Origin of the sequence: Caballeronia cordobensis (assembly GCF_001544575.2) — a bacterium.
Lineage (GTDB): Bacteria > Pseudomonadota > Gammaproteobacteria > Burkholderiales > Burkholderiaceae > Caballeronia > Caballeronia cordobensis.
In genome coordinates this window covers 165,444-185,318 of sequence record NZ_FCNY02000004.1, presented here as the reverse complement: position 1 = coordinate 185,318, position 19,875 = coordinate 165,444, and the positions used below count along the sequence as shown (strand labels likewise).

At 64.5% G+C, this 19,875-nt stretch carries 16 protein-coding genes; 14 read left to right on the top strand and 2 right to left on the bottom strand.

What is annotated here, in order from left to right:
- The first annotated feature begins 125 nt into the window (after positions 1–125).
- From AWB70_RS09530 to AWB70_RS09495, 8 genes are all read left to right on the top strand, one after another.
- Positions 126–845, top strand: a complete 720-nt coding sequence (locus AWB70_RS09530) for a FadR/GntR family transcriptional regulator (protein ID WP_053571924.1) — start codon at positions 126–128, stop codon at positions 843–845.
- A gap of 99 nt (positions 846–944) precedes the next feature.
- Positions 945–1,712: an SDR family oxidoreductase gene (locus tag AWB70_RS09525; RefSeq protein ID WP_053571925.1), complete on the top strand. Its 768-nt coding sequence runs from the start codon at positions 945–947 to the stop codon at positions 1,710–1,712.
- A 28-nt stretch (positions 1,713–1,740) separates the two neighbouring features.
- Positions 1,741–3,051, top strand: coding sequence for an MFS transporter (locus AWB70_RS09520; protein ID WP_053571926.1), 1,311 nt, complete (start codon positions 1,741–1,743; stop codon positions 3,049–3,051).
- Positions 3,052–3,055: 4 nt separating this feature from the next.
- Positions 3,056–4,303, top strand: a complete 1,248-nt coding sequence (locus tag AWB70_RS09515; RefSeq protein WP_053571927.1) for an enolase C-terminal domain-like protein — start codon at positions 3,056–3,058, stop codon at positions 4,301–4,303.
- A gap of 188 nt (positions 4,304–4,491) precedes the next feature.
- Positions 4,492–6,837, top strand: coding sequence for an alkaline phosphatase family protein (locus AWB70_RS09510; RefSeq protein WP_053571928.1), 2,346 nt, complete (start codon positions 4,492–4,494; stop codon positions 6,835–6,837).
- 168 nt (positions 6,838–7,005) lie between these two features.
- Positions 7,006–8,472, top strand: a complete 1,467-nt coding sequence (locus AWB70_RS09505; RefSeq protein WP_053571929.1) for a cytochrome-c peroxidase — start codon at positions 7,006–7,008, stop codon at positions 8,470–8,472.
- Positions 8,473–8,552: 80 nt separating this feature from the next.
- Positions 8,553–9,221 (top strand): SEN1982 family lipoprotein, encoded by a 669-nt coding sequence (locus AWB70_RS09500; RefSeq protein WP_053571930.1) that lies wholly within the window; start codon positions 8,553–8,555, stop codon positions 9,219–9,221.
- Between the two features lie 8 nt (positions 9,222–9,229).
- Positions 9,230–10,123 carry a 2OG-Fe(II) oxygenase gene (locus tag AWB70_RS09495; RefSeq protein ID WP_053571931.1) on the top strand — a complete coding sequence of 298 codons (894 nt, stop codon included), beginning with the start codon at positions 9,230–9,232 and terminating at the stop codon, positions 10,121–10,123.
- 23 nt (positions 10,124–10,146) lie between these two features.
- On the opposite strand, the gene AWB70_RS09490 is transcribed toward AWB70_RS09495, so the two are convergent.
- Positions 10,147–10,917: an IclR family transcriptional regulator gene (locus AWB70_RS09490; protein WP_014251823.1), complete on the bottom strand. Its 771-nt coding sequence runs from the start codon at positions 10,915–10,917 to the stop codon at positions 10,147–10,149.
- 163 nt (positions 10,918–11,080) lie between these two features.
- Between AWB70_RS09490 and AWB70_RS09485 the strand changes: the two genes are divergently transcribed.
- The 4 genes from AWB70_RS09485 (at position 11,081) to AWB70_RS09470 (ending at position 15,858) form a co-directional block, all read left to right on the top strand.
- Positions 11,081–12,064, top strand: a complete 984-nt coding sequence (locus tag AWB70_RS09485; protein ID WP_053571932.1) for a hydroxymethylglutaryl-CoA lyase — start codon at positions 11,081–11,083, stop codon at positions 12,062–12,064.
- Positions 12,061–13,335 carry a CaiB/BaiF CoA transferase family protein gene (locus AWB70_RS09480; protein ID WP_053571933.1) on the top strand — a complete coding sequence of 425 codons (1,275 nt, stop codon included), beginning with the start codon at positions 12,061–12,063 and terminating at the stop codon, positions 13,333–13,335. The genes AWB70_RS09485 and AWB70_RS09480 overlap by 4 nt, the downstream gene beginning before the upstream one ends.
- Positions 13,336–13,417: 82 nt before the next feature.
- Positions 13,418–14,725: an MFS transporter gene (locus tag AWB70_RS09475; RefSeq protein WP_053571934.1), complete on the top strand. Its 1,308-nt coding sequence runs from the start codon at positions 13,418–13,420 to the stop codon at positions 14,723–14,725.
- Between the two features lie 2 nt (positions 14,726–14,727).
- Positions 14,728–15,858: an amidohydrolase family protein gene (locus AWB70_RS09470; protein WP_053571935.1), complete on the top strand. Its 1,131-nt coding sequence runs from the start codon at positions 14,728–14,730 to the stop codon at positions 15,856–15,858.
- A gap of 15 nt (positions 15,859–15,873) precedes the next feature.
- Here AWB70_RS09470 and AWB70_RS09465 read toward each other — a convergent pair whose 3' ends face one another.
- Positions 15,874–16,764 carry a LysR family transcriptional regulator gene (locus AWB70_RS09465; protein ID WP_053571936.1) on the bottom strand — a complete coding sequence of 297 codons (891 nt, stop codon included), beginning with the start codon at positions 16,762–16,764 and terminating at the stop codon, positions 15,874–15,876.
- Positions 16,765–16,985: 221 nt separating this feature from the next.
- Here AWB70_RS09465 and AWB70_RS09460 point away from each other — a divergent pair, with 221 nt between their 5' ends.
- Positions 16,986–18,356, top strand: coding sequence for an amidase (locus tag AWB70_RS09460; protein WP_063786757.1), 1,371 nt, complete (start codon positions 16,986–16,988; stop codon positions 18,354–18,356).
- Positions 18,357–18,413: 57 nt separating this feature from the next.
- Complete coding sequence (locus AWB70_RS09455) at positions 18,414–19,865, top strand: short-chain fatty acid transporter (protein WP_014251830.1); 1,452 nt, start codon at positions 18,414–18,416, stop codon at positions 19,863–19,865.
- Positions 19,866–19,875: the final 10 nt, after the last annotated feature.

The following is a 19,875-nucleotide window of genomic DNA, read 5'->3' as shown; positions in this document are numbered from 1 at the left end:
CCTTCCTTGCGGCAATGAAAGGGCAGCTTCGCCCGATTCGCCCCTCCGGGTCAACCCGGATTGATCATGGCCCACCGCCGCTGATACCTTCCAGATCATACGTATGACCTAGAGAAAGGTAACACATGCCGACTTTACACAGGCAGGTATTGAACCGGATGGGCGAGCAGATCTGCGCCGGCCGGTTCCAGCCGGGCGACATCCTGCCCGCCGAAGGCGAACTCGCGGAAGAGATGCAGGTGAGCCGCATCACCATCCGCGAGACGATGAAATCGCTGTCCGCGAAGGGCATGCTTCAGGTGCGCCGCCGGCACGGCACCATCGTGCTGCCGCGCTCGCAGTGGCAACTGTTCGATCCGGACGTCATCACCTGGCGCGCGCGCGCCGGCGCGGTCGATGCCGACCTCATTCGCGACCTGATGGAGTTGCGCACGATCATCGAGCCGAACGCCGCCAGGCTGGCCGCAACCCGCGCGACGCCGGAGGATCGCGTGGCGGTGCGGCGCGCCTTCAAGGCGATGGAACGCGCGGTCGCGGGGCAGGGCGAATACGTGCCCGCCGACCTCGCGTTTCACGGCGCGATCCTGACGGCGTGCCACAACCAGTTCATCCAGCAGATGCAAAACGCGCTTTCCGCGATCCTGCGCACGAGCTTCGAACTGAGTTCGGAGATCGAAGGCGGGCCCGCGCGTTCGCTGCCGATGCACGAAGCGCTGTGCGTCGCGATCGAACAGGGCGATGCGCAAGCGGCCGCGAACGCCGTGCTGACGCTGATCGAGCGCGCGGAAAAGGACTTCGACGATCGCGCGGCCCTTACCCGCACCGCGAACGACCAGCCGCTGTAACACGCTTTCAGTGATGCGAAGACCAGGCCGCAGCCTCCCGACGAGGCTGCGCGGGCGCGCTCGCGCCCACGATTTCAAACTAATCGACAGGAACACGGCATGACCACGTTATTCGATCTGAGCGGCCGCACTGCGCTCGTCACCGGTTCGGCGCGCGGCATCGGCTACGCGCTGGCGCAAGGGCTCGCGGCGGCCGGCGCGCGCGTCATCGTCAACGGCACGAAAGCCGATACCGTCGATGCCGCCGCCGGCCGTCTGCGCGCGCAAGGCTTCGACGCACTCGGCCGCGCATTCGACGTCACCGACGAGGCATCGGTTTCCGCCGCGTTCGCGGCATGGGACGCGGAGGGCATCGCCGTGGATATCGTCGTGAATAACGCGGGCATCCAGTTTCGCAAGCCGATGATCGAACTCGCGCTCGCCGACTGGCAACGCGTGATCGACACCAATCTCACGAGCGCGTTCATCGTCGCGAAAGAAGCGGCGCGGCGCATGATCGCGCGCGGCCGCGGCGGCAAGATCATCAATATCGGCTCGCTGACGAGCGAAGGCGCGCGCGCGACCGTTGCGCCTTATACGGCGGCCAAGGGCGGCGTAAAGATGCTCACGCGCGCAATGAGCGCCGAATGGGCCGTGCACGACATTCAGGCCAACGCGATCGGCCCCGGCTACATCCTCACCGACATGAACCAGGCGCTCGTCGACAACCCGAGCTTCGACGCGTGGGTCAAGAGCAGCAATCCGTCGCAACGCTGGGGCAGGCCCGAAGAGCTCGTCGGCACGGCGGTGTATCTGGCATCGCCCGCATCGAGCTATGTGAACGGCCAGATCATTTATGTCGATGGCGGCTGGCTCGCCGTCCTCTGATCACCTCGATACGATTTCCGGAGACATCATGGATCACGTCAAAACCGTGGCGCCGCAGAGATGGTGGTATCTCATGCCCATCATCTTCATCACCTACAGCCTCGCCTATCTGGACCGCGCAAACTACGGATTCGCCGCCGCCGCGGGCATCGACCGCGATCTCGGCATCACGCACGCCACGTCGTCGCTGATCGGCTCGCTGTTTTTCCTCGGCTATTGCCTGTTTCAGATTCCCGGCGCGATCTACGCGCAGAAAAACAGCGTCAAGAAGCTGATCTTCGCGAGCCTGCTGCTGTGGGGCGCGTGCGCGGCGCTCACCGGCATGGTGAGCAATATCCCGATGCTGATGGCGCTGCGCTTCATTCTCGGCATCGTCGAAGCGGCCGTGATGCCGTCCATGCTGATGTACATCAGCCGCTGGTTCACGCGCACCGAGCGCTCTCGCGCGAACACCTTCCTCATTCTCGGCAATCCGGTCACGGTGCTGTGGATGTCGGTGCTGTCGGGCTATCTCGTCAAGAGCTTCGGCTGGCGCGAGATGTTCATCATCGAAGGCGTGCCGGCGATTGCATGGGCGATCGTGTGGTGGTTCACAGTGAAGGACAAGCCCGCCGACGCGCCGTGGATGAGCGACGCCGAGAAGGCCGAACTCGATGCGCGTCTGAAAGCGGAGCAGGCGCATATCGCGCCGGTGCGCGACTACAAGGCGGCGTTCCGTTCGTCGATCGTCCTCAAGTGCTGCGCGATCCATGCGCTGTGGAGCGTCGGCGTATACGGCTTCATCATGTGGCTGCCGTCCATTCTGAAGTCGGCATCGGCGATCGATATCGTCTCGGTCGGCTGGCTCTCGGCCGTGCCCTATCTCGCGGCCATCGTGCTGATGCTGCTCGCCTCCTGGCTCTCCGACAAGACACGCAACCGCAAGCTCTTCGTGTGGCCGCTGCTGCTGATCGGCACGATTGCGTTCGTCGGTTCCTATCTTGTCGGCAGCTCTAACTTCTGGCTGTCGTTCACGCTGCTCGTGATTGCAGGCGCGACCATGTATGCGCCATACGGCCCGTTCTTCGCGCTCGTGCCGGAGCTGATCCCGAGCAACGTGCTTGGCGGCGCGATCGGCTTCATCAACGCGAGCGGCGCGCTCGGCGCGTTCCTCGGTTCATGGGTCGTCGGCTATCTGAACGGTGCGACCGGCAGCCCCGCGGCGTCATACGCGTTCATGGCCGCGGCGCTCTTTGCCTCCGTCGTTCTGATGATGCTCGTGCCGGCGCACTCGGGCGAACGCTCGACGCCATCCGGCAGCGCAGGCAAAAAATCCGTTCCCTCGGCTCTCGCGAAATAAAGCAATGGCAACTCTGATTACCGACATCAAAGTCATCCTGACTGCCCCTGAAGGCATCAATCTCGTCGTCGTCAAGATCGAGACCAATCAGGATGGGCTCTACGGGCTGGGCTGCGCGACCTTCGCGTACCGGCACCTCGCCGTGAAATGCCTGATCGAAGAATATTTGCGGCCGCTGCTCATCGGGCGCAATGCCGAAGCGATCGAGGAACTCTGGCAATTGATGCACCAGAACGCCTACTGGCGCAACGGGCCGATCGAGAACAATGCGATCTCCGGCATCGACATGGCGCTATGGGATATCAAGGGCAAGCAGGCGAACATGCCCTTGTATCAGCTCTTCGCCGGCAAGGTGCGCGAAGGCGTGCCCATCTACCGTCATGCCGACGGGCGCGATCTCGCCGAACTGTGCGACAACATCCAGCGTTATCGCGAGCAGGGCATCACGCATGTTCGCTGTCAGAGCGGAGGCTACGGCGGCGGCGGATTCGGCTCCGCGCCCTCGCATGCGCCACGGGGCGCGCCCGACGGCATCTATCTCGACAGTCGCAAGTACATCCGCGAAACGCTCAAGTTGTTCGATGGCATTCGCAGCAAGATCGGCTTCGATGTCGAGCTTTGTCACGACGTGCATGAGCGATTGAAGCCGGTGGAAGCGATCCGCTTTGCACGCGAGCTCGAACCGTTCGAGCTCTTCTTCCTCGAAGATGCGATTGCGCTGGAAGAAGGCGAATGGATGCGCCAGCTTCGCGACAAGACGACGACGCCGCTCGCGCAGGGCGAGCTGTTCAATAACCCGTATGAGTGGCGTTTCCTGATCAGCGAGCGGCTGATCGATTTTATTCGCGTGCATCTGAGCCAGATCGGCGGCATCACGGCGGGGCGCAAGCTGCAGATATTCGCGGAACAATTCGGCGTACGAACCGCATGGCATGGACCGGGCGATATGTCGCCGCTCGCGCATGCCGCGAATATCCACATCGACCTGACATCGCGCAATTTCGGGGTGCAGGAGTGGTCGGGCACGGAGCCGCCGAACTTCGTGATCCAGGAACTCAAAGGGCCGCGCGCCGCGTTGCTCGACGTCTTCCCTGGCCTGCCCGAATTTCGCGGCGGCTACGTCTATGCGAATGACAAGCCCGGTCTGGGCGTAGACCTCGACGAGAACGAAGCGGCGAAGTATCCGTGCGAATCGAATGTCACGCTCTGGACGCAGACACGTTTGATGGATGGCGGATTGCAGACGCCGTGATGCGATTTCAACGACCTATCACCGCGCGTAATCTTCAAGGAATATGTAATAAGCCATCGATATAACGTAAGGAGGCAGTCACAGCAGATGCATGAAGGGGTCTGATAATTCCGCCGGCAGAAAGATTCACGAGTCCATTACTCGTGAAAACAACAAGAGTGCTCTCCAAACCAGCCGGGTTCCCCACAATGTCAGTCAGCTCGAAGCAACGCATTCCCCTTGTTCTCACATCCCTTGCGATGGCGTGTACGCTGGCCGCCTGCGGCGGCAGCGATTCGACCACGGCGTCGTCAGGTTCCAGCGCACCCGCGAGCAAGACGTTGTCCGGCGTAGTCGCCGCGACGGCGTTTGCGCCGGGCAGCGCCACGGGCGACCCGGTCATCAAGGCGGGCTATTACAGCGGCGCCACGGTGTGCGTCGACGCCAACAGCAACGGCAAGTGCGACGACTCGGAAGTCACCGCCACGACCGACGCGCAAGGCAAGTTCGCGTTGAAGGTCGATGCTTCCGCGAGCGGCCAGTTGCTCGCCGATATCGGTAACAAGGCGAGCAATTCGGCCAGCGGGACCGCCGTTGCGAGCCATCTGATCCTGCGTGCCTCGGCTGCGCAAATCGCCGACCAGGGCGCGGCGAACGTCGTGATCAGCCCGATGTCGACCGAAGTGCAACGCCTCGTCGAAGCGAACGGCAGCGACTACGCGACCGAGAAGGCGAACCTCGCCACGCGCCTGAGCGGCCCGGGCGTCGCGGCACTGCAGGCGACCGTGCCTGCCGCCGACGTGCTCGCCGACGTGAACAAGCTCTCGGGTGCGGAACAGTCGGCCATTCTCTATGAAGACAATGCGCTCACGAGCCGTTACGCCTATGCGGCCACCAAGCTCGATCGCGGCGATCTTTATCCGGACAACCTCGCGATGGCGGGCGGCGACCCGTCGCTGATCGGCGCGGCGGGCGTCTCGACGGCGACGGCAGTCAAGACGAACCAGACTCAGGCGCCCATCACGTTCGCCCAGGCGCAACAGGCTGCGTTCAACCTCGAAGGCATTCCGCGCTACGACGCCGTGTTCATCGTCATGCTCGAGAACCGCTCGATCGGCACGACGGCGAAAGGCACGATCGGTATCGAAGGTTCCGGCGACGCACCGTATATCGCCGGCAACCTGGACTTCAGCACCGGCAAGTGGAATCAGGCGACGACCTACTATTCGACGGGCAACCCGTCGGAGCCGAACTACACGGCGCTCGGCGGCGCGGACGACTGGGGCATCACCGACGACAACTGGTGGGGCTGCGGCATGGATGCATCCGCGCTCAAGGACACCGCTTTCGCGGGCGGCAAGGCGTCGGACGGGCAGCCCCTCGTGGCGTTGCCGGCCGTCCCGGACAACAGCAAGGGCAATCTGTCGGGCTATGGCAAGTGCCCGGTCGGTGCGGACGCGGCGCATAACATCGTCGCGTCGAACCTGTTCACGCAGCTCTCGGCCGCGGGCCTCTCGTGGCGCACCTATAGCGAGTCGATGAACCCCGGACAGGACGTGCGTGCCGACAGCATCGCCGACCCCGCCGTGGTGGCCGGTTACAAGGGCCTGGCGGGAACCGTGACCGCAGGTCTGACCAGCGCGCCCATGGCGATGCCTTCGGCGCTCTACAAGACCAAGCATCATCCGGGCATGGCCTACCAGACCGCGCGCTCGCTGCCGGAGTTCTACGCCAGCAACCGGACGATCTTCGGTACGCAGTACGCCACGGCGATGCAGAGCACGTCCGTCTACCCCATTCCCGCGGGCTACGACTACGATCAGTTCGGCACGGACCTGAAGAACGGCGATATCGGCGCGATCAACTTCGTCGTTCCCGACCAGTGCGACGACATGCACGGCACGGGCAGCGATGCGACCTGCACCGGCGACGCGCTGGTGAAGCGCGGTGACGCCTATGTCCAGCAAGTCGTGACGAAGATCCAGTCCTCGCCGATCTGGAACAACCCGAACCGCCAGGTCGCGATCGTCGTGATGTTCGACGAAGGCGAAGGCAGTTCGACGTCGTGCTGCGGCTGGAATCCGTCGCAGACCAGTGGCGCGGAACCGCTCACGTATTCGAACGGCAAGTATTCCCCGGTGACCACCACGGTCTACAACCACGGGAATCACGGTCACGGCAATTCGATCTTTGGCGTGGTCACGAACCACGGTCCGCAAGGCGTTCAGGATAGCGACGCGTACAGCCACTTCTCGTTCGTTCGCACGCTGCAGGACATGTTCCAGCTTGCCGATCCGGCGCCGGGCCAGGAGTTCACGTACATCGGCCGTTCGAAGTACACGGAGAAGTTCATCACGGCCAACGTCCTGAACCTGCCGGAACTCGCCGGCAGCGCCGATACGCACTTCGATTCGGTGCGCCCGATGAACCATGCGTACATCACGCCGGCCGGCTACACGCAGCGGCTGAATCCGGCTGACATCATCGGTACGCAGGAAGCCAACCGCCAGCCGGGTCCGGACAAGACCCAGACCAACATCTGGGCGGTCAAGTAAGGCGCGTGCCGAAGGGGAAAGGGCTCGCTCTTTCCCTCGGAAATCCGCGTTGGCATGCCGGGTGGCGCGCGCGTCACCCGGCGACTTCTTTAAGCATCCTTCCAGCTTTCCGGCCGGCCGGTTCCCCGGCAAACGTATCGAAACATCGGCCAGAAGACGACATCCGCCATGCGTAAGCTATTTCTCGCTGCACTCTGTTGCACTACTCTCATGCTCGCCGCTTGCGGGGGCAGTTCGTCCGACAACGGGACATCGGCGGCGTCCGGCGCTTCGGCCCCGGTGCAGGCAAGCGCCCCGGCGGCATCGACGTTGAGCGCGAAAGCGCAGCTCGGCGAGAAGATCTTCTTCGACAAGGGCCTGTCGGGCAACAAGAACATGGCGTGCGCCAGCTGCCACGACCCGGCTTTTGCCTACGGTCCGCCGAACAGCCTGTCGGTGCAGCTTGGCTCCGATCCGGCGCAGGCGGGCGTGCGCGCGGTGCCGTCGCTGCGCTACAAGTCGATGACGCCGCCCTACGACGACAATGCCGACAACCCCGATGGCGTGACGCAGAACGCGCCCGGCGGCGGTTTCATGTGGGACGGCCGGGCGACCTCGCTCGCGACGCAGCCTGCGCTGCCGCTCCTGAATCCGATCGAGATGAACAACAGCTCGCCGGATGCGGTCGTCAAGGCCGTGCGAAGCGCGCCGTACGCCGCGCTGTTCCAGCAGGTCTACGGCCAGGCGGTGTTCGGCGACACGACGACCACCTTCAACGATATCGGCGACGCGCTCCAGCAGTATCAGATCGAGGACCCGTCGTTCGCGCCGTATTCGAGCAAGTTCGACCTTTACCTCGGCAACAAGATCGGCGGCACGCTGACAGCCGCCGAGCTGCACGGTCTCCAGCTTTTCAACGACACGACCAACGGCGCCGGTTGCGCGGCCTGCCACTTCGTGGGCGCGAACTTTCACGGCTCGGTCGGACTGATGACCGACTTCACGTATCAGGCGATCGGCGCGCCGCGCAACGATGCGTCGATTCCGAATAACCCCGATCCGATTCCGGCCAACGCGAACGCATCGTTCATCGACATGGGGCTGTGCGGACCCTACGCGACGCTCCATGTTCCCGGCACGGCCACGAGCGGCGCGGGACCGGATCCGCTCACGGGCGTGAACGTGCCGGACCCGTACTGCGGGCGCTTCAAGGTGCCGACGCTGCGCAACGTGGCGTCGCGCAACGCGTTCTTTCATAACGGTGTATTCCATTCGTTGGTGCAGGTCGTGAACTTCTACAACACGCGCGATACGAACCCGGAGTTCTGGTATCCGTCGACGGGGGGCAGCGGCGCGGTCGTCAACAATCCGGGTTTCGCGCTTCAGCCGACCTATACGCCGGGCGCGAAGATCAACCGGTTCAACGACCTGCCCGCGGCGTATCAAGGCAACATCGACGAGGAATTGCCGATGGGGCAAGGCCAGACCGATGCCGGCGGTGCAACCGCGGCGGACGGTGCGAAAGCGCGGCCCTTTCACGGCGCGACCCAGCTCACGCAGAAGGACGTGTCCGACCTGATCTGCTTTCTCAAGACGCTCAGCGACGGCTATCAGCAGCCGGCGCAGGCAGCGAGTTCCGGCGATTGCGTGAACTGATCGAAGCGGGCACGGTCCGGCCCGGCAAAGGCCGGACGGACCACGCAAACATTCATCTATTTTCTTGTGTTCTTCTATTCATGATTCGACCTGTCTTCGCTGTTCTGCTTGCCGTCACGCTTTCCGTATCGATGCACGTCAATGCGGCCACCCGCGACACGAGCCATCTTCAGGAAGCCAATCGCGATAATTTCACTAGCGCCGTCAACGATTTTCTCGCGAAGCGGGGGCACCTGTGTCTCGGGAAATACAACTGGCCCGTCTATGTGATCGATGCGGACAAGGCCGCACGCACGAACGATTCGTTGCAGATGCCCGTACTCGAAAAGCTCGGCCTCGTCACGGGGAAGGACATGACCGTGCAGGGCAAAGACGGGGGCAAGAAACTGATCGCCCATGCGCGTCAATACTCGTTGACGAGTGAAGGCGAGAAATACTATCTGCATATTCCCGAAGTCACCGCGACGGGGACGACCCGCGTCACGCATCCCGCCGATTTCTGCGTAGCGACGCTCACGCTCGATAAGGTGGTCGGCTGGGAAAAACCGGTTCAGCGCGACGGCGACACGATGACGTCCGTGCTCTACACGTACAAGATCGAGCCCGCACGATGGGCGCGGGACCCTTCCTTCTTGCGCGTGTTCCCCATGGTGCAGCGCGTGATCGAGGGCGAGGGCACGCAGCAGTTGCGCGAAGGCATGCATCTCACGCGCGACGGCTGGGTCGCCGACGAGATCTTCCCGCGCTGACATAACCTATGCCCCTGACCGTCGATTTCCCTGCCCCGGTGCGCGACTGGATCGCCCTGAACCTCACGCGCGGCGTGCAGCCCGACCATCTCAAGCGCGATCTGGCCAGCCGAAACAATTCGATGGAGCTGTCTTCGGCCATGGTCGATGCGGTTGCGGCCGCTTTTCTCTATGGCGTGCCCATGCCGGGCGACACGCTGGACCTCGGCGCGCCCGTTATTGCTTTCGAGCCGGATCCGCTGCGGGTGCCTGTGGGGCCATCCATCCAGCTGGCCGAGCGCAAGACGCGCGTGATCGCGCGATTGCAGCGCCCGGCTGCCGTCCTGCTCGACGAGTTCCTCACGGGCAGCGAATGCGACCAGTTGATCGCCCTTGCGCGACCGCGTCTGTCGCGCTCGACCGTGGTCGATCCTGTGACCGGCCGTGACGTTGCCGCCGGTCATCGCAGCAGCGACGGCACGTTCTTTCGTCTGGCGGAGACGCCGCTGGTGGCGCGCCTCGAAATGCGGATCGCCGCGCTCACCGGTCTCGCCGCGGAAAACGGCGAAGGGCTGCAGTTATTGCGCTACCAGCCGGGCGCCGAGTCGACGCCGCATGTCGATTATCTGGTGGCTGGCAACGAGATGAATCGCGAGTCGATTGCGCGCAGCGGGCAACGCATCGGCACCTTGCTCATGTATCTGAACGATGTCGAGGGCGGTGGCGAGACGGTGTTTCCGCAAGTGGGCTGTTCGGTCGTGCCGCGTCGCGGCCAGGCCTTATATTTCGAGTACTGCAACCGCGCGGGGGTGTGCGATCCCGCGTCCCTGCATGCGAGCACGCCGTTGCGTTCGGGCGAAAAGTGGGTCGCGACGAAATGGATTCGCGCCCGCCGCTTCGTGCCGGGCGGGAATGGGCGCTAGCTAGCGATGCGCAGCCCGAAGCCTCATTGAGGAGGACGATCGAACCTGGCGATGCTCGCATCGTACCGGGCTCCCTGTCCGCCGAGAGCGACCGTCGCGCGTCGCGCGCTATCCAGCAGCATCTTCAAAGCCGCGTCGATCGTCGACGCATCGTCGAATCTTCCGCGTGGGCCGGACAAAGTCAGCGCGCCCAGCAACGCGCCGGTCGAGTCGAACACGGGTACGGAAGCGGAAGCCGTCTCCGGATCGCGTTCGCCATACGAGACCGCCCACAACTGCCCGCGTACGTCGTCCCACCTCGAATCGCCGGGTTCCGTGAAGGCGAGCAGCACCTTCCCGGACGCGCCTTTATCGATCGCGAACTCCTCGCCGATCCGGATCGACACTCTCACGCTTCTCGTTGGCTCGACGCGGTACAGCACCAGCCGATGATCGCCCTGACGCACGTAGAAGGATGCCGTTTCGCCCAGTTCGCGGCTCAACTGCTGAAGCAGCGGCTCCACGACAGGACCAACCTGAAAAGACCGTTGATACAGCGTCGCAAGCCGTAACGGCTGATGACCGACGGCGTACTGCCCGTCGCTCAGCTTTCTGATGTAGCCGCCATGCTCCAGCGCGCCCAGCAGCCGCAGGACCGTGCTTTTGTACAAGCCAGTCCGGCGCGACAGTTCCGTGAGCGTCAGTCGATCGTCGTTCGAACCGAAGGCGTTGAGGATCGCGAAAGCGCGATCCAGCACCGCGACGCCGCTGGACGCCTCCTTCGCATCGGCTGAACTCTCCGTCGTTTCGCGCACCGCTCTCTCCCCATGTCTTCAGTGTCGTCACTATACGGTTCTATCCAGCAGAACTCAAGTTCTATTTGACGGGTTAACCCGTCTTTCGCGGCGCCGCGGTTCGTTCTATTGTTCTCTTCAACAGAATCGTGGTCTATCAGATAGAACTTTAGCGAGGTGACAGATGAATTCTCCAGGTCCCGGTGTACTGATCAGCGAGGTCGGGCCGCGCGACGGTCTGCAAAGCATCAGAACCGTCATGCCGACGGCGGCCAAGCTGCAATGGATTTCCGCGCTCGCCGCAGCCGGACTCAGGGAGATCGAAGTCGGCTCCTTCGTTCCGCCGAGACTGTTGCCGCAGATGGCCGACATCCGCGAGGTGGTGACGCATGCGCTCTCGATTCCGGGGCTTCATGTCGCGGTTCTCACGCCCAACTTGCGCGGCGCGCAAAGCGCCTTCGAAGCGGGCGTGCACAAGATCACGCTGCCGGTGTCCGTGACCAATGAACACGCGATGGCCAACATCAGGAAGACGACGCAGCAGATGATCGACGAGGTGCGCAGCATCGTGGCGTTGCGCGACGCGCAGTTCCCGGCGGTGCTGATCGAGGCGGGCGTGTCGGTGGCGTTCGGTTGCACGATCGCGGGCGTCGTCACCGACGACCAGACCATGCGCATGTGCGCGGCGATGGCCGAATGCGGCGTCGATGAAATCGGCCTGTCGGATACCAGCGGCTATGCCAATCCGGTTCAGGTGCGGCGTCTCTTTCGCCGTCTACAATCCGAGTTCGGCGAGAAGGCGGGCGGCGCGCACTTCCACAACACGCGGGGTCAGGGTCTCGCCAACGTCCTCGCGGCGCTCGATGCCGGTGTCACGACGATCGATTCGAGTCAGGCCGGTCTCGGTGGCTGCCCCTATGCGCCGGGCGCGACCGGCAACATCGTGACGGAAGACCTCGCGTTCCTGCTCGAAGCGATGGGCCATGACACGGGCGTCGATATCGACAGACTGGCCGACGCGCGTGCGATTCTCGCCCAGGCGCTTCCGGGCGAAGCGCTGTACGGGCATGTGCACGATGCCGGCCTGCCGAAAGGCTTTATCTATGCGGACGGGCGCGCACCGAGTGCGCCCCAGCCGGAAGGGTGTCTGCTGGGAGTGGCGCAATGAGCGAAGTGCAAGCGAATCAATCTCTGCCGTACAGCGGCGTGCGCGTCGTCGAGATGACGCATATGGTCATGGGTCCGACGTGCGGCATGGTGCTGGCGGACCTGGGCGCCGAAGTCATCAAGGTCGAGCCGATCTCGGGTGACAGCACGCGCACGCTTCGCGGCTCCGGCGCGGGCTTTTTCAGCACGTTCAATCGCAACAAGAAAAGCATTGCGGTCGATGTGAAGGACCCGCGCGGCGTCGAGATCGTGCACAAGCTTCTCGCGGGCGCCGATGTCTTCAGCGAAAACTTCAAGAGCGGCACGATGGACAAGCTGGGCCTCGGCTATGCGGCGCTGTCGAAGCTCAATCCCCGGCTGGTCTACGTCTCGCACAAGGGCTTCCTGCCCGGCCCCTATGACCATCGCACGGCGCTCGACGAAGTCGTGCAGATGATGGGCGGTCTCGCGTATATGACCGGACCGGAAGGCAAGCCGTTGCGCGCGGGCACGAGCGTCAACGACATCATGGGCGGCATGTTCGGCGCGATCGGGGCAATGGCGGCGCTCGCGCAACGCGAGCGCACCGGACGCGGCCAGGCCGTGCAGAGCGCCTTATTCGAGAACAACGTCTTTCTGGTCGCCCAGCACATGATGCAGTTCGCCGTGACCGGCAAGGCCGCCGCGCCGATGCCGAGCCGCATTTCCGCATGGGCGGTGTACGACGTGTTCTCCGTCAGGCACGGCGAACAGATTTTCCTGGCGGTGGTTTCCGACACGCAATGGGCGCTGTTCTGCGACGCATTCGGTCTCTCGGCGCTAAAGGCGGACGAGCGAATCGCCACCAACAATCAGCGCGTGCAGGCGAGGAGCTGGTTGCTGCCGCAGCTTCGCAAGCACATGGAGCAATTCACCGCCGCCGAGATCAGCGCAGTCTTCGAGCGCTGTGGCTTGCCTTATGCGCCGATCACGAGGCCACAAGACCTGTTCGACGATCCGCATCTGCTTGCAACCGGCGGGCTCGCCGACGTGACGTTGCCGCCCGACGCGAGCGGCGCCGAGCGGCCGGTTTCGACGAAGACGGCCTTGCTCCCGCTGACACTGGACGGCGAACGCCTGCAACTGCGCGCCGCTCCGCCTTCGCTGGGGCAGGACACGAGAACGCTGCTCCAGCAGCTCGGGTATTCGTCCGAGGACGTGAGGCAACTGACCGGGGCGGGCGTCGTCAAGTGCCAGGAACGAAAGCCCGGCGATGCGGCAAGTCCATCGGCCAACGAAGTGGCCAGCGCCTGAAATCGATAAAACAACCAGGAAGCGCGGCGTCGTGCGTAGCGGCATGACTTCGCGCGCCCGGTGATTCGTCCGGAGACGACAGATGACATCCTTATCCTCGAATGTGACGGCCGAGAGCCCCGTTTATTCGACGCTCGAACAGCAGGCGGTCAGGAAAGCCGCGTGGCGATTCATTCCGCTGCTGGCGCTTGCCTACTTCTTCAACTATCTCGACCGCACGAGCGTCGGCTTCGCGGCGCTGACGATGAACCGCGATCTCGGCCTCACCGCGACGCAGTTCGGCTGGGGAGCGGGCATCATGTTCGCGGGCTACTGCCTGTGCGAAGTGCCGAGCAATCTCGCCATGTATCGATTCGGCGCGCGCCGCTGGCTCGCCCGCATCATGATCACGTGGGGCTTCTTCGCGGCGGCGACGGCGCTCGCCGTGGGCCCGACCAGCTTCTATGTGATCCGCCTGCTGCTGGGCATCGGTGAAGCCGGCTTCTTTCCCGGGGTCATCTTCTTTCTCGCCGTATGGTTTCCGGCGAGTTACCGCACGCGCGTGCTCGCGTGGTTCACTGTGTCCACGCCGCTCTCGTCGCTCATCGGCGGGCCCTTGTCGGCATGGCTCCTCAAGATGGACGGGTTGCTCGGTCTGGCGGGCTGGAAGTGGATGTTCATCATCGAAGGTCTGCCTGCGTGCGTCCTGGGTATTCTCGTGTTGAAGATGCTCGCCGACAAGCCGGCCGATGCGACATGGCTCTCGCCGGAAGAACGGCAGGCGCTGCAAAGCGCGTTTGACCGCGAGGGCGCGTCGAGTCAAAAGAAGAAGCACTTCGCGGCGGCACTGAAGGATGTGCGCATGTATATCCTCGCGATGATCTCGTTCGGCTTCACGATGGGCTCGTACGGCATCGGCATCTGGCTGCCGCAGATGCTCAAGGCGCACGGCATGAGCGTCACGCAGACCGGATGGGTGTCGGCCGTGCCGTACTTCTTTGCGACCATCGCGTTGCTCTGGTGGGCGAAGCGCGTGGATCGCCGTGGCGGGCATATCGCGAATCTCGCGGCGGGACTTTTCATCGGCGCGGTTGCACTCGGGGTGTCGGCGTACTTCCAGCAACTCGTTCCCGCGATGACCGGTATCACGCTGGCGCTGATCGGCACGATCGCGGGACGCACGATCTTCTATACGCTGCCGGCCCGGTTTCTCTCCGGTCAGGCCGCCGCGGGCGGATTGGCGCTCATCAATTCGATCGGTGCGCTGGGCGGGTTCGCGGGCCCGTATCTCGTAGGCTTCCTGAAGGACAGCTTCGGCACGTTCACGGCCGGCATGGTTGGCTTGTCCATCGTGCTCGTCGTCACGACCTTGCTGACGCTCTCGCTGTTTGCCTTCGACAAGGGAGAGTGACGATGGATTCGCTTCTTTCCCCCCGACGACGCCGGTTGCTCGGCGCGGCCGCCGCATCGGTCATGATCCCGGCGCTCGCATCGCGCGGGGCCATTGCAAAAGAGGAGCCTCGCAGCATGAGCACGACCAGCAACTATCTTCCTGTTCGAGCGCAGTGGCTCGCATCCGGCACCGAGGCGGCGCTCGAACCGGAGATGCCGATCATCGACGCGCATCATCATTTCTATGAACGCACGGGCTGGACTTACCTGCTCGACGACTATCTCGAAGACGCCGGGTCAGGGCACAACATCACCGCCTCCGTGTATATGCAGGCGCTCACGCGTTACCGGAAGGACGGACCCGAGCCCATGCGCCCGGTCGGTGAAATCGAGTACGTCACCGGCACGACCGCCGCATTGCAGAAGGGAACGCCGCAGGTCGCGAAAGGCATCGTGGGCTATGCGGATCTGCGTCGCGGCGCCGCGATTCGCGACGTGCTCGAAGCGGAGCTTGCGGCCGGCGATGGCCGGCTGCGCGGCGTGCGCCACCTCGTGACCTGGGATGCGGACCCGACGCTCGTCAATCCGCTCTCGGCGGCGCCGCGCGGGCTGCTGCTCGATCCGACGTATCGCGCGGGCGTTGCGCAACTCGGGTCGCTCGGACTGTCGTACGACGCCTGGCTGTTTTTTCCGCAGCTTCCCGAACTGTTCGATCTGGCGAAGGCGTATCCCGATACGCCTTTCATCGTCAATCATTGCGGGGGCGTCGTGCGAATCGCGAGTTATGCGGATCAACGCAAGGACGTGTTCGACACATGGAGCCGCTCGATGCGTGAGCTTGCGCAGTTGCCCAACGTGTTCGTCAAGGTCGGCGGTCTGGGCATGCGCATCAACGGCTTCGAATTCGAGAAGGGCGAGCGTCCGCCCGCATCGACCGAGCTTGCGGAAGCATGGAAACCGTGGATGCACACGTGCATCGACGCGTTCGGCGCCGATCGCTGCATGTTCGAGAGCAATTTTCCCGTGGACAAGGGCTCGTACCCGTTCAGCAACGGCTGGAATGCGTTCAAGCGCCTGACCGTGCAGGCAAGCGAGCACGAGCGGGAAGGCTTGTTCCGGGGAACCGTGGCGAAGGTCTATCGACTTGCGTGAGCGACCGCATGCGCCTCAGCTCGCGCCGGCGATCTGCCAGATACGATCCAGCACCTGCGATACGGCCTGAATAGCCGGGTCGCCGCTGCGTCCTTCGGCATAGACGAACGCAACCTGAGTGCTCGCGCGGTGCTCGCCGAAGAACACGGCTTCGCCGGCATCGCGCGCTTCGTTGGCCAGCGCCTCGCGCATCAGACCGACGCCGACGCCCGCCGCGACGAGCGCGCGCATCAACTGCTCGTGATCGGCTTCGACGGTTTCGACCGGCTTGATCGCCGCGCTTTGCAGAATCTCGTTCAACACTTCCTGATGCCCGCTGCGCGGCGCCATGCGGATCCACGGCTTGTGCGCGAGGCGTTCCAGCGCGAAGTCCTCGAAGGGCTCCCACGACGCGGGCACCACGAGGCGAAACGTCATTTCATCCAGCACCTTGACGTGCGCGCCTTCGGGCCGTTTCTTGCAGACCAGCAGCGCCGCATCGATTTCCGCGCTGCGCAGCGCATCGATCAGCCAGCTCGTGCGGCCGACCTGCAAGTCGATCTTCAGGCCCGGATGCCGCGCGACCATCTCCGCGAGCAGCGGGCCGACGCGCAGCGCGGCGGGATCGAGCATCACGAAGCCGATGCGCAAACGGCCCTCGATCTGGCCGCGAAAGCCGCGCGCCGCGTGAACGAACTCGCCGAACGTTTCGATGGCTTTTTCCGCGCGGCCGAGCAGCGCCTCGCCGCATTGCGTGAGCGTGACCGAGGAAGTCGTGCGCGACAGCAGGCGTACGTCGAGCTCTTCTTCAAGACTGCGAAGCTGGCCGCTCACGGCCGGCTGCGTCACGTGCAGCGCTTCGGCTGCCTTGGTCACGCTGCCGAAGCGCGCGACGGTCACGAAGGTTCGAAGCTGGCGAATGTCCATCTGATTCTCGCGTCCTGCCTCAGAAGAGGCGCTTATGAGCTTTATCCGGGAAAGTGATTTCCGCGGGCCGACCGACGCGACTATTCTCGATCACACCCGATGAGCCGGGCAATCCGCTTCGACACCGACTGACCCACACGGAGACACGCACGACTTCATCGATCCTTCCCCGACACGCGGCCGAAGGCCTGTGCGCCCTGAGCGCGACGCAGGCCGTCGAGATGCTGCGACGCCATGAAGCCTCGCCGCTCGATTTCGTCGATGCCGCCATCGCGCGCATCGAGGAAGTCGATCCGCACATCAACGCGCTGCCCTTGCGTCGCTTCGAGGCGGCCCGCGATGCGGCGCGCCGCTTCCCGAAACCCGACGACGAAACCCTCGCGATGCCCGGTTATCTCGCGGGCCTGCCGATTGCCGTGAAGGATTACAACGACCTCGCGGGCGTGCCGACGACCTACGGCTCGCCCATCTTCCGGGACAACGTGGCGCCGGCATCCGATCTGACCGTGGCGAATCTCGAACGTCACGGCGCGATTCCGCTCGCCAAGTCCAACGTGCCGGAATTCGCGGGCGCGAACACCTTCAACACCGTGTTCGGCGCGACGCGCAACCCGTGGAACACGCGGCTCTCGGTCGGCGGTTCGTCGGGCGGTTCGGCGGCGGCGCTCGCCTCGCAGATGGTGTGGCTCGCGACCGGCAACGATCTCGGCGGCAGCCTGCGCATTCCCGCGAGTTACTGCGGCGTGGTCGGCATGCGGCCGAGCGTGGGGCGCGTGCCGCGGCCGGTCTCGCCCGTGCCCTACGATCCGCTGTGGGTCGAAGGCCCGATGGGCCGCACCGTCGCCGATGTCGCGCTGATGCTGGACGCACAGGCGCATTTCGATGCGCGCGATCCGCTGTCGTGGCCGCGCAATCCGGTGCCGTTCGTCGAAGCGGTGCGCCGTCCGCGCGCGCCGCGCCGCGTCGGCTTCACGCCGGATCTGGGCATCGGCCGGGTGGAGGCGGAGGTCGCGCGCATCTGCGAACGGGCGGCACGGCGTTTCGCGGAGCACGGCGCGGCGGTCGACGACGGCTGCCCCGATTTCAGCGGCGGCTTCGAGGCGTTCCAGACCTTGCGCGCGAATCTCGTCGCGGCGGTGCGCGCGCCGCTGCTCGACGCCGCGCGCGATCGCATCTGCCCGGAGATCGTCTGGAACATCGAAAAGGGCCTTCGGCAGGGCGGCGAAGATGTCGCGCGCGCCGAGCGTCTGCGCGGCGCGCTGTTCAATCGCGTGAGCGCGTTTTTTGGGCAGTACGACGTGCTCGCGTGTCCGACCGTCGCGGTCGCGCCGTTTCCGGTCGATCAGCGCTTTCCCACGGAGATCGACGGCACGCCGCTCGATTCGTACATCGACTGGATGTATCTCACTTTCGTGCTGACGCTGACGGGTTGCCCGTCGATCTCGATTCCCGCCGGCACGACCGATGACGGCCGTCCGGTCGGCCTGCAACTGCTGGGCCGTCCGCGTGGCGATTTCGAATTGCTCGGCGCCGCGCAACTGCTCGAAACGACGCTCGGCGTATCGGCGTTCGCGCAGCGGGCGCTCGCCTGAGGCGCGCGCCGGTCCTCACGTTCCACGAGAGAACACAGACAGAGGAAGGAGACAGACATGTCGGTCGACAGCAGAGACGTAGTACCTGCGCACGCGCGCAGCGACGATGCACCCATGCTCGAACGCTTCGCGCTGCGCGTCACGGCCTGGTGCGAGAAGTGGTATCCGGATGCTTTCGTATTCGTCGCGTTGACGGTGCTGGCGGTCGCGCTGGGCGCACTCGCGATCGGCGCGTCGCCGCGTGCGGTGGCGGTGTCGTTCGGGGACGGCTTCTGGAGCCTTATCCCCTTCACTATGCAGATGGCGATGGTCGCGATCACCGGTTACGTGATCGCGAGTTCACCGCCGGTTGCGCGGCTCGTCACGCGCGCGGCGCGCGTGCCCAAAAGCGGTCGCGCCGCCGTGGCGTACGTCGCCTTTCTCAGCGTGCTGACGTCGCTCCTGCACTGGGCGATCAGCCTCGTGTTCGCGGGCCTGCTGGTGCGCGAACTGGCGCGTCGCTCGGCGTTGCGCATGGACTATCGCGCGGCGGGCGCGGCGGCGTATCTGGGCATCGGTGCGACCTGGGCGCTGGGTCTCAGTTCGTCGGCCGCGCAATTGCAGGCGAATCCGGCCAGCATTCCCGCGACGCTGCTGCCGATCACGGGCGTCATTCCCTTCAGCGAGACGCTGTTTCTGTGGCAGAGCCTCTGCATCGCCGGGGCGCTCATCGCCGTCTCGACGCTGATCGCGTGGTGGACCGCGCCCGGCCCGGCGCGCGCGAAGACCGCCGCCGATCTCGGCATCGCGCTCGACACGATCGAGGATGCGCTGCCCGCCCGCGAGCGCCCCGGCGAATGGCTCGAATACAGCCCCGCGCTGATTCTCGTGCTGGTGGCGCTCGGCGGCGGCTGGGTCATCAACGAGTTCGCGAGCAAGAACTGGCTCATCGCGATTTCCGGGCTCAACACGTACAACCTGATCTTTCTGCTGCTCGGCATGCTGCTGCACTGGCGGCCGAAGCGTTTTCTGCGCGCCGTGTCGAAGGCCGTGCCCGTGACCTCGGGCGTGCTGATCCAGTTTCCGCTCTACGGCGCGATTGCGAGCATGCTGACTTCGGCCAAGGGCGCGGCGGGCGATTCGCTGACGCATCATCTGTCGACGCTGTTCGTGAGCATCGCATCGACGGATACGTTCGCGCTCGTGATGGGCGTGTATTCGGCGGTGCTGGGCTTCTTCGTGCCGTCGGGCGGCGGCAAGTGGATCATCGAGGCGCCGTATGTGATGCAGGCGGCCAACGACCTGCACGTGCATCTGGGCTGGGCCGTGCAGATCTATAACGCGGCGGAGGCGCTGCCGAACCTGATCAATCCGTTCTGGATGCTGCCGCTGCTGGGCATTCTCGGACTGAAGGCACGGGATCTCGTCGGATTCACGTTCGCGCAGTTCATCTGCGGCACGGTGCTCGTGCTGACGATGCTGTGGCTGCTGGCGCCGACGCTGGCCTATCACCTGCCGGTCATGCCGTAGGCGTTCCGGC

Excerpts from the sequence above, each read along its gene's own strand:
- AWB70_RS09515 (WP_053571927.1), top strand. The coding sequence starts at position 3,056 with ATGGCAACTCTGATTACCGACATCAAAGTCATCCTGACTGCCCCTGAA.
- AWB70_RS09500 (WP_053571930.1), top strand. The coding sequence starts at position 8,553 with ATGATTCGACCTGTCTTCGCTGTTCTGCTTGCCGTCACGCTTTCCGTA.
- AWB70_RS09470 (WP_053571935.1), top strand. The coding sequence starts at position 14,728 with ATGGATTCGCTTCTTTCCCCCCGACGACGCCGGTTGCTCGGCGCGGCC.
- AWB70_RS09460 (WP_063786757.1), top strand. The coding sequence starts at position 16,986 with ATGCTGCGACGCCATGAAGCCTCGCCGCTCGATTTCGTCGATGCCGCC.
- AWB70_RS09480 (WP_053571933.1), top strand. The coding sequence starts at position 12,061 with ATGAGCGAAGTGCAAGCGAATCAATCTCTGCCGTACAGCGGCGTGCGC.
- AWB70_RS09465 (WP_053571936.1), bottom strand. The coding sequence starts at position 16,764 with ATGGACATTCGCCAGCTTCGAACCTTCGTGACCGTCGCGCGCTTCGGC.
- AWB70_RS09485 (WP_053571932.1), top strand. The coding sequence starts at position 11,081 with ATGAATTCTCCAGGTCCCGGTGTACTGATCAGCGAGGTCGGGCCGCGC.
- AWB70_RS09530 (WP_053571924.1), top strand. The coding sequence starts at position 126 with ATGCCGACTTTACACAGGCAGGTATTGAACCGGATGGGCGAGCAGATC.
- AWB70_RS09505 (WP_053571929.1), top strand. The coding sequence starts at position 7,006 with ATGCGTAAGCTATTTCTCGCTGCACTCTGTTGCACTACTCTCATGCTC.
- AWB70_RS09525 (WP_053571925.1), top strand. The coding sequence starts at position 945 with ATGACCACGTTATTCGATCTGAGCGGCCGCACTGCGCTCGTCACCGGT.
- AWB70_RS09475 (WP_053571934.1), top strand. The coding sequence starts at position 13,418 with ATGACATCCTTATCCTCGAATGTGACGGCCGAGAGCCCCGTTTATTCG.
- AWB70_RS09520 (WP_053571926.1), top strand. The coding sequence starts at position 1,741 with ATGGATCACGTCAAAACCGTGGCGCCGCAGAGATGGTGGTATCTCATG.
- AWB70_RS09495 (WP_053571931.1), top strand. The coding sequence starts at position 9,230 with ATGCCCCTGACCGTCGATTTCCCTGCCCCGGTGCGCGACTGGATCGCC.
- AWB70_RS09455 (WP_014251830.1), top strand. The coding sequence starts at position 18,414 with ATGTCGGTCGACAGCAGAGACGTAGTACCTGCGCACGCGCGCAGCGAC.
- AWB70_RS09510 (WP_053571928.1), top strand. The coding sequence starts at position 4,492 with ATGTCAGTCAGCTCGAAGCAACGCATTCCCCTTGTTCTCACATCCCTT.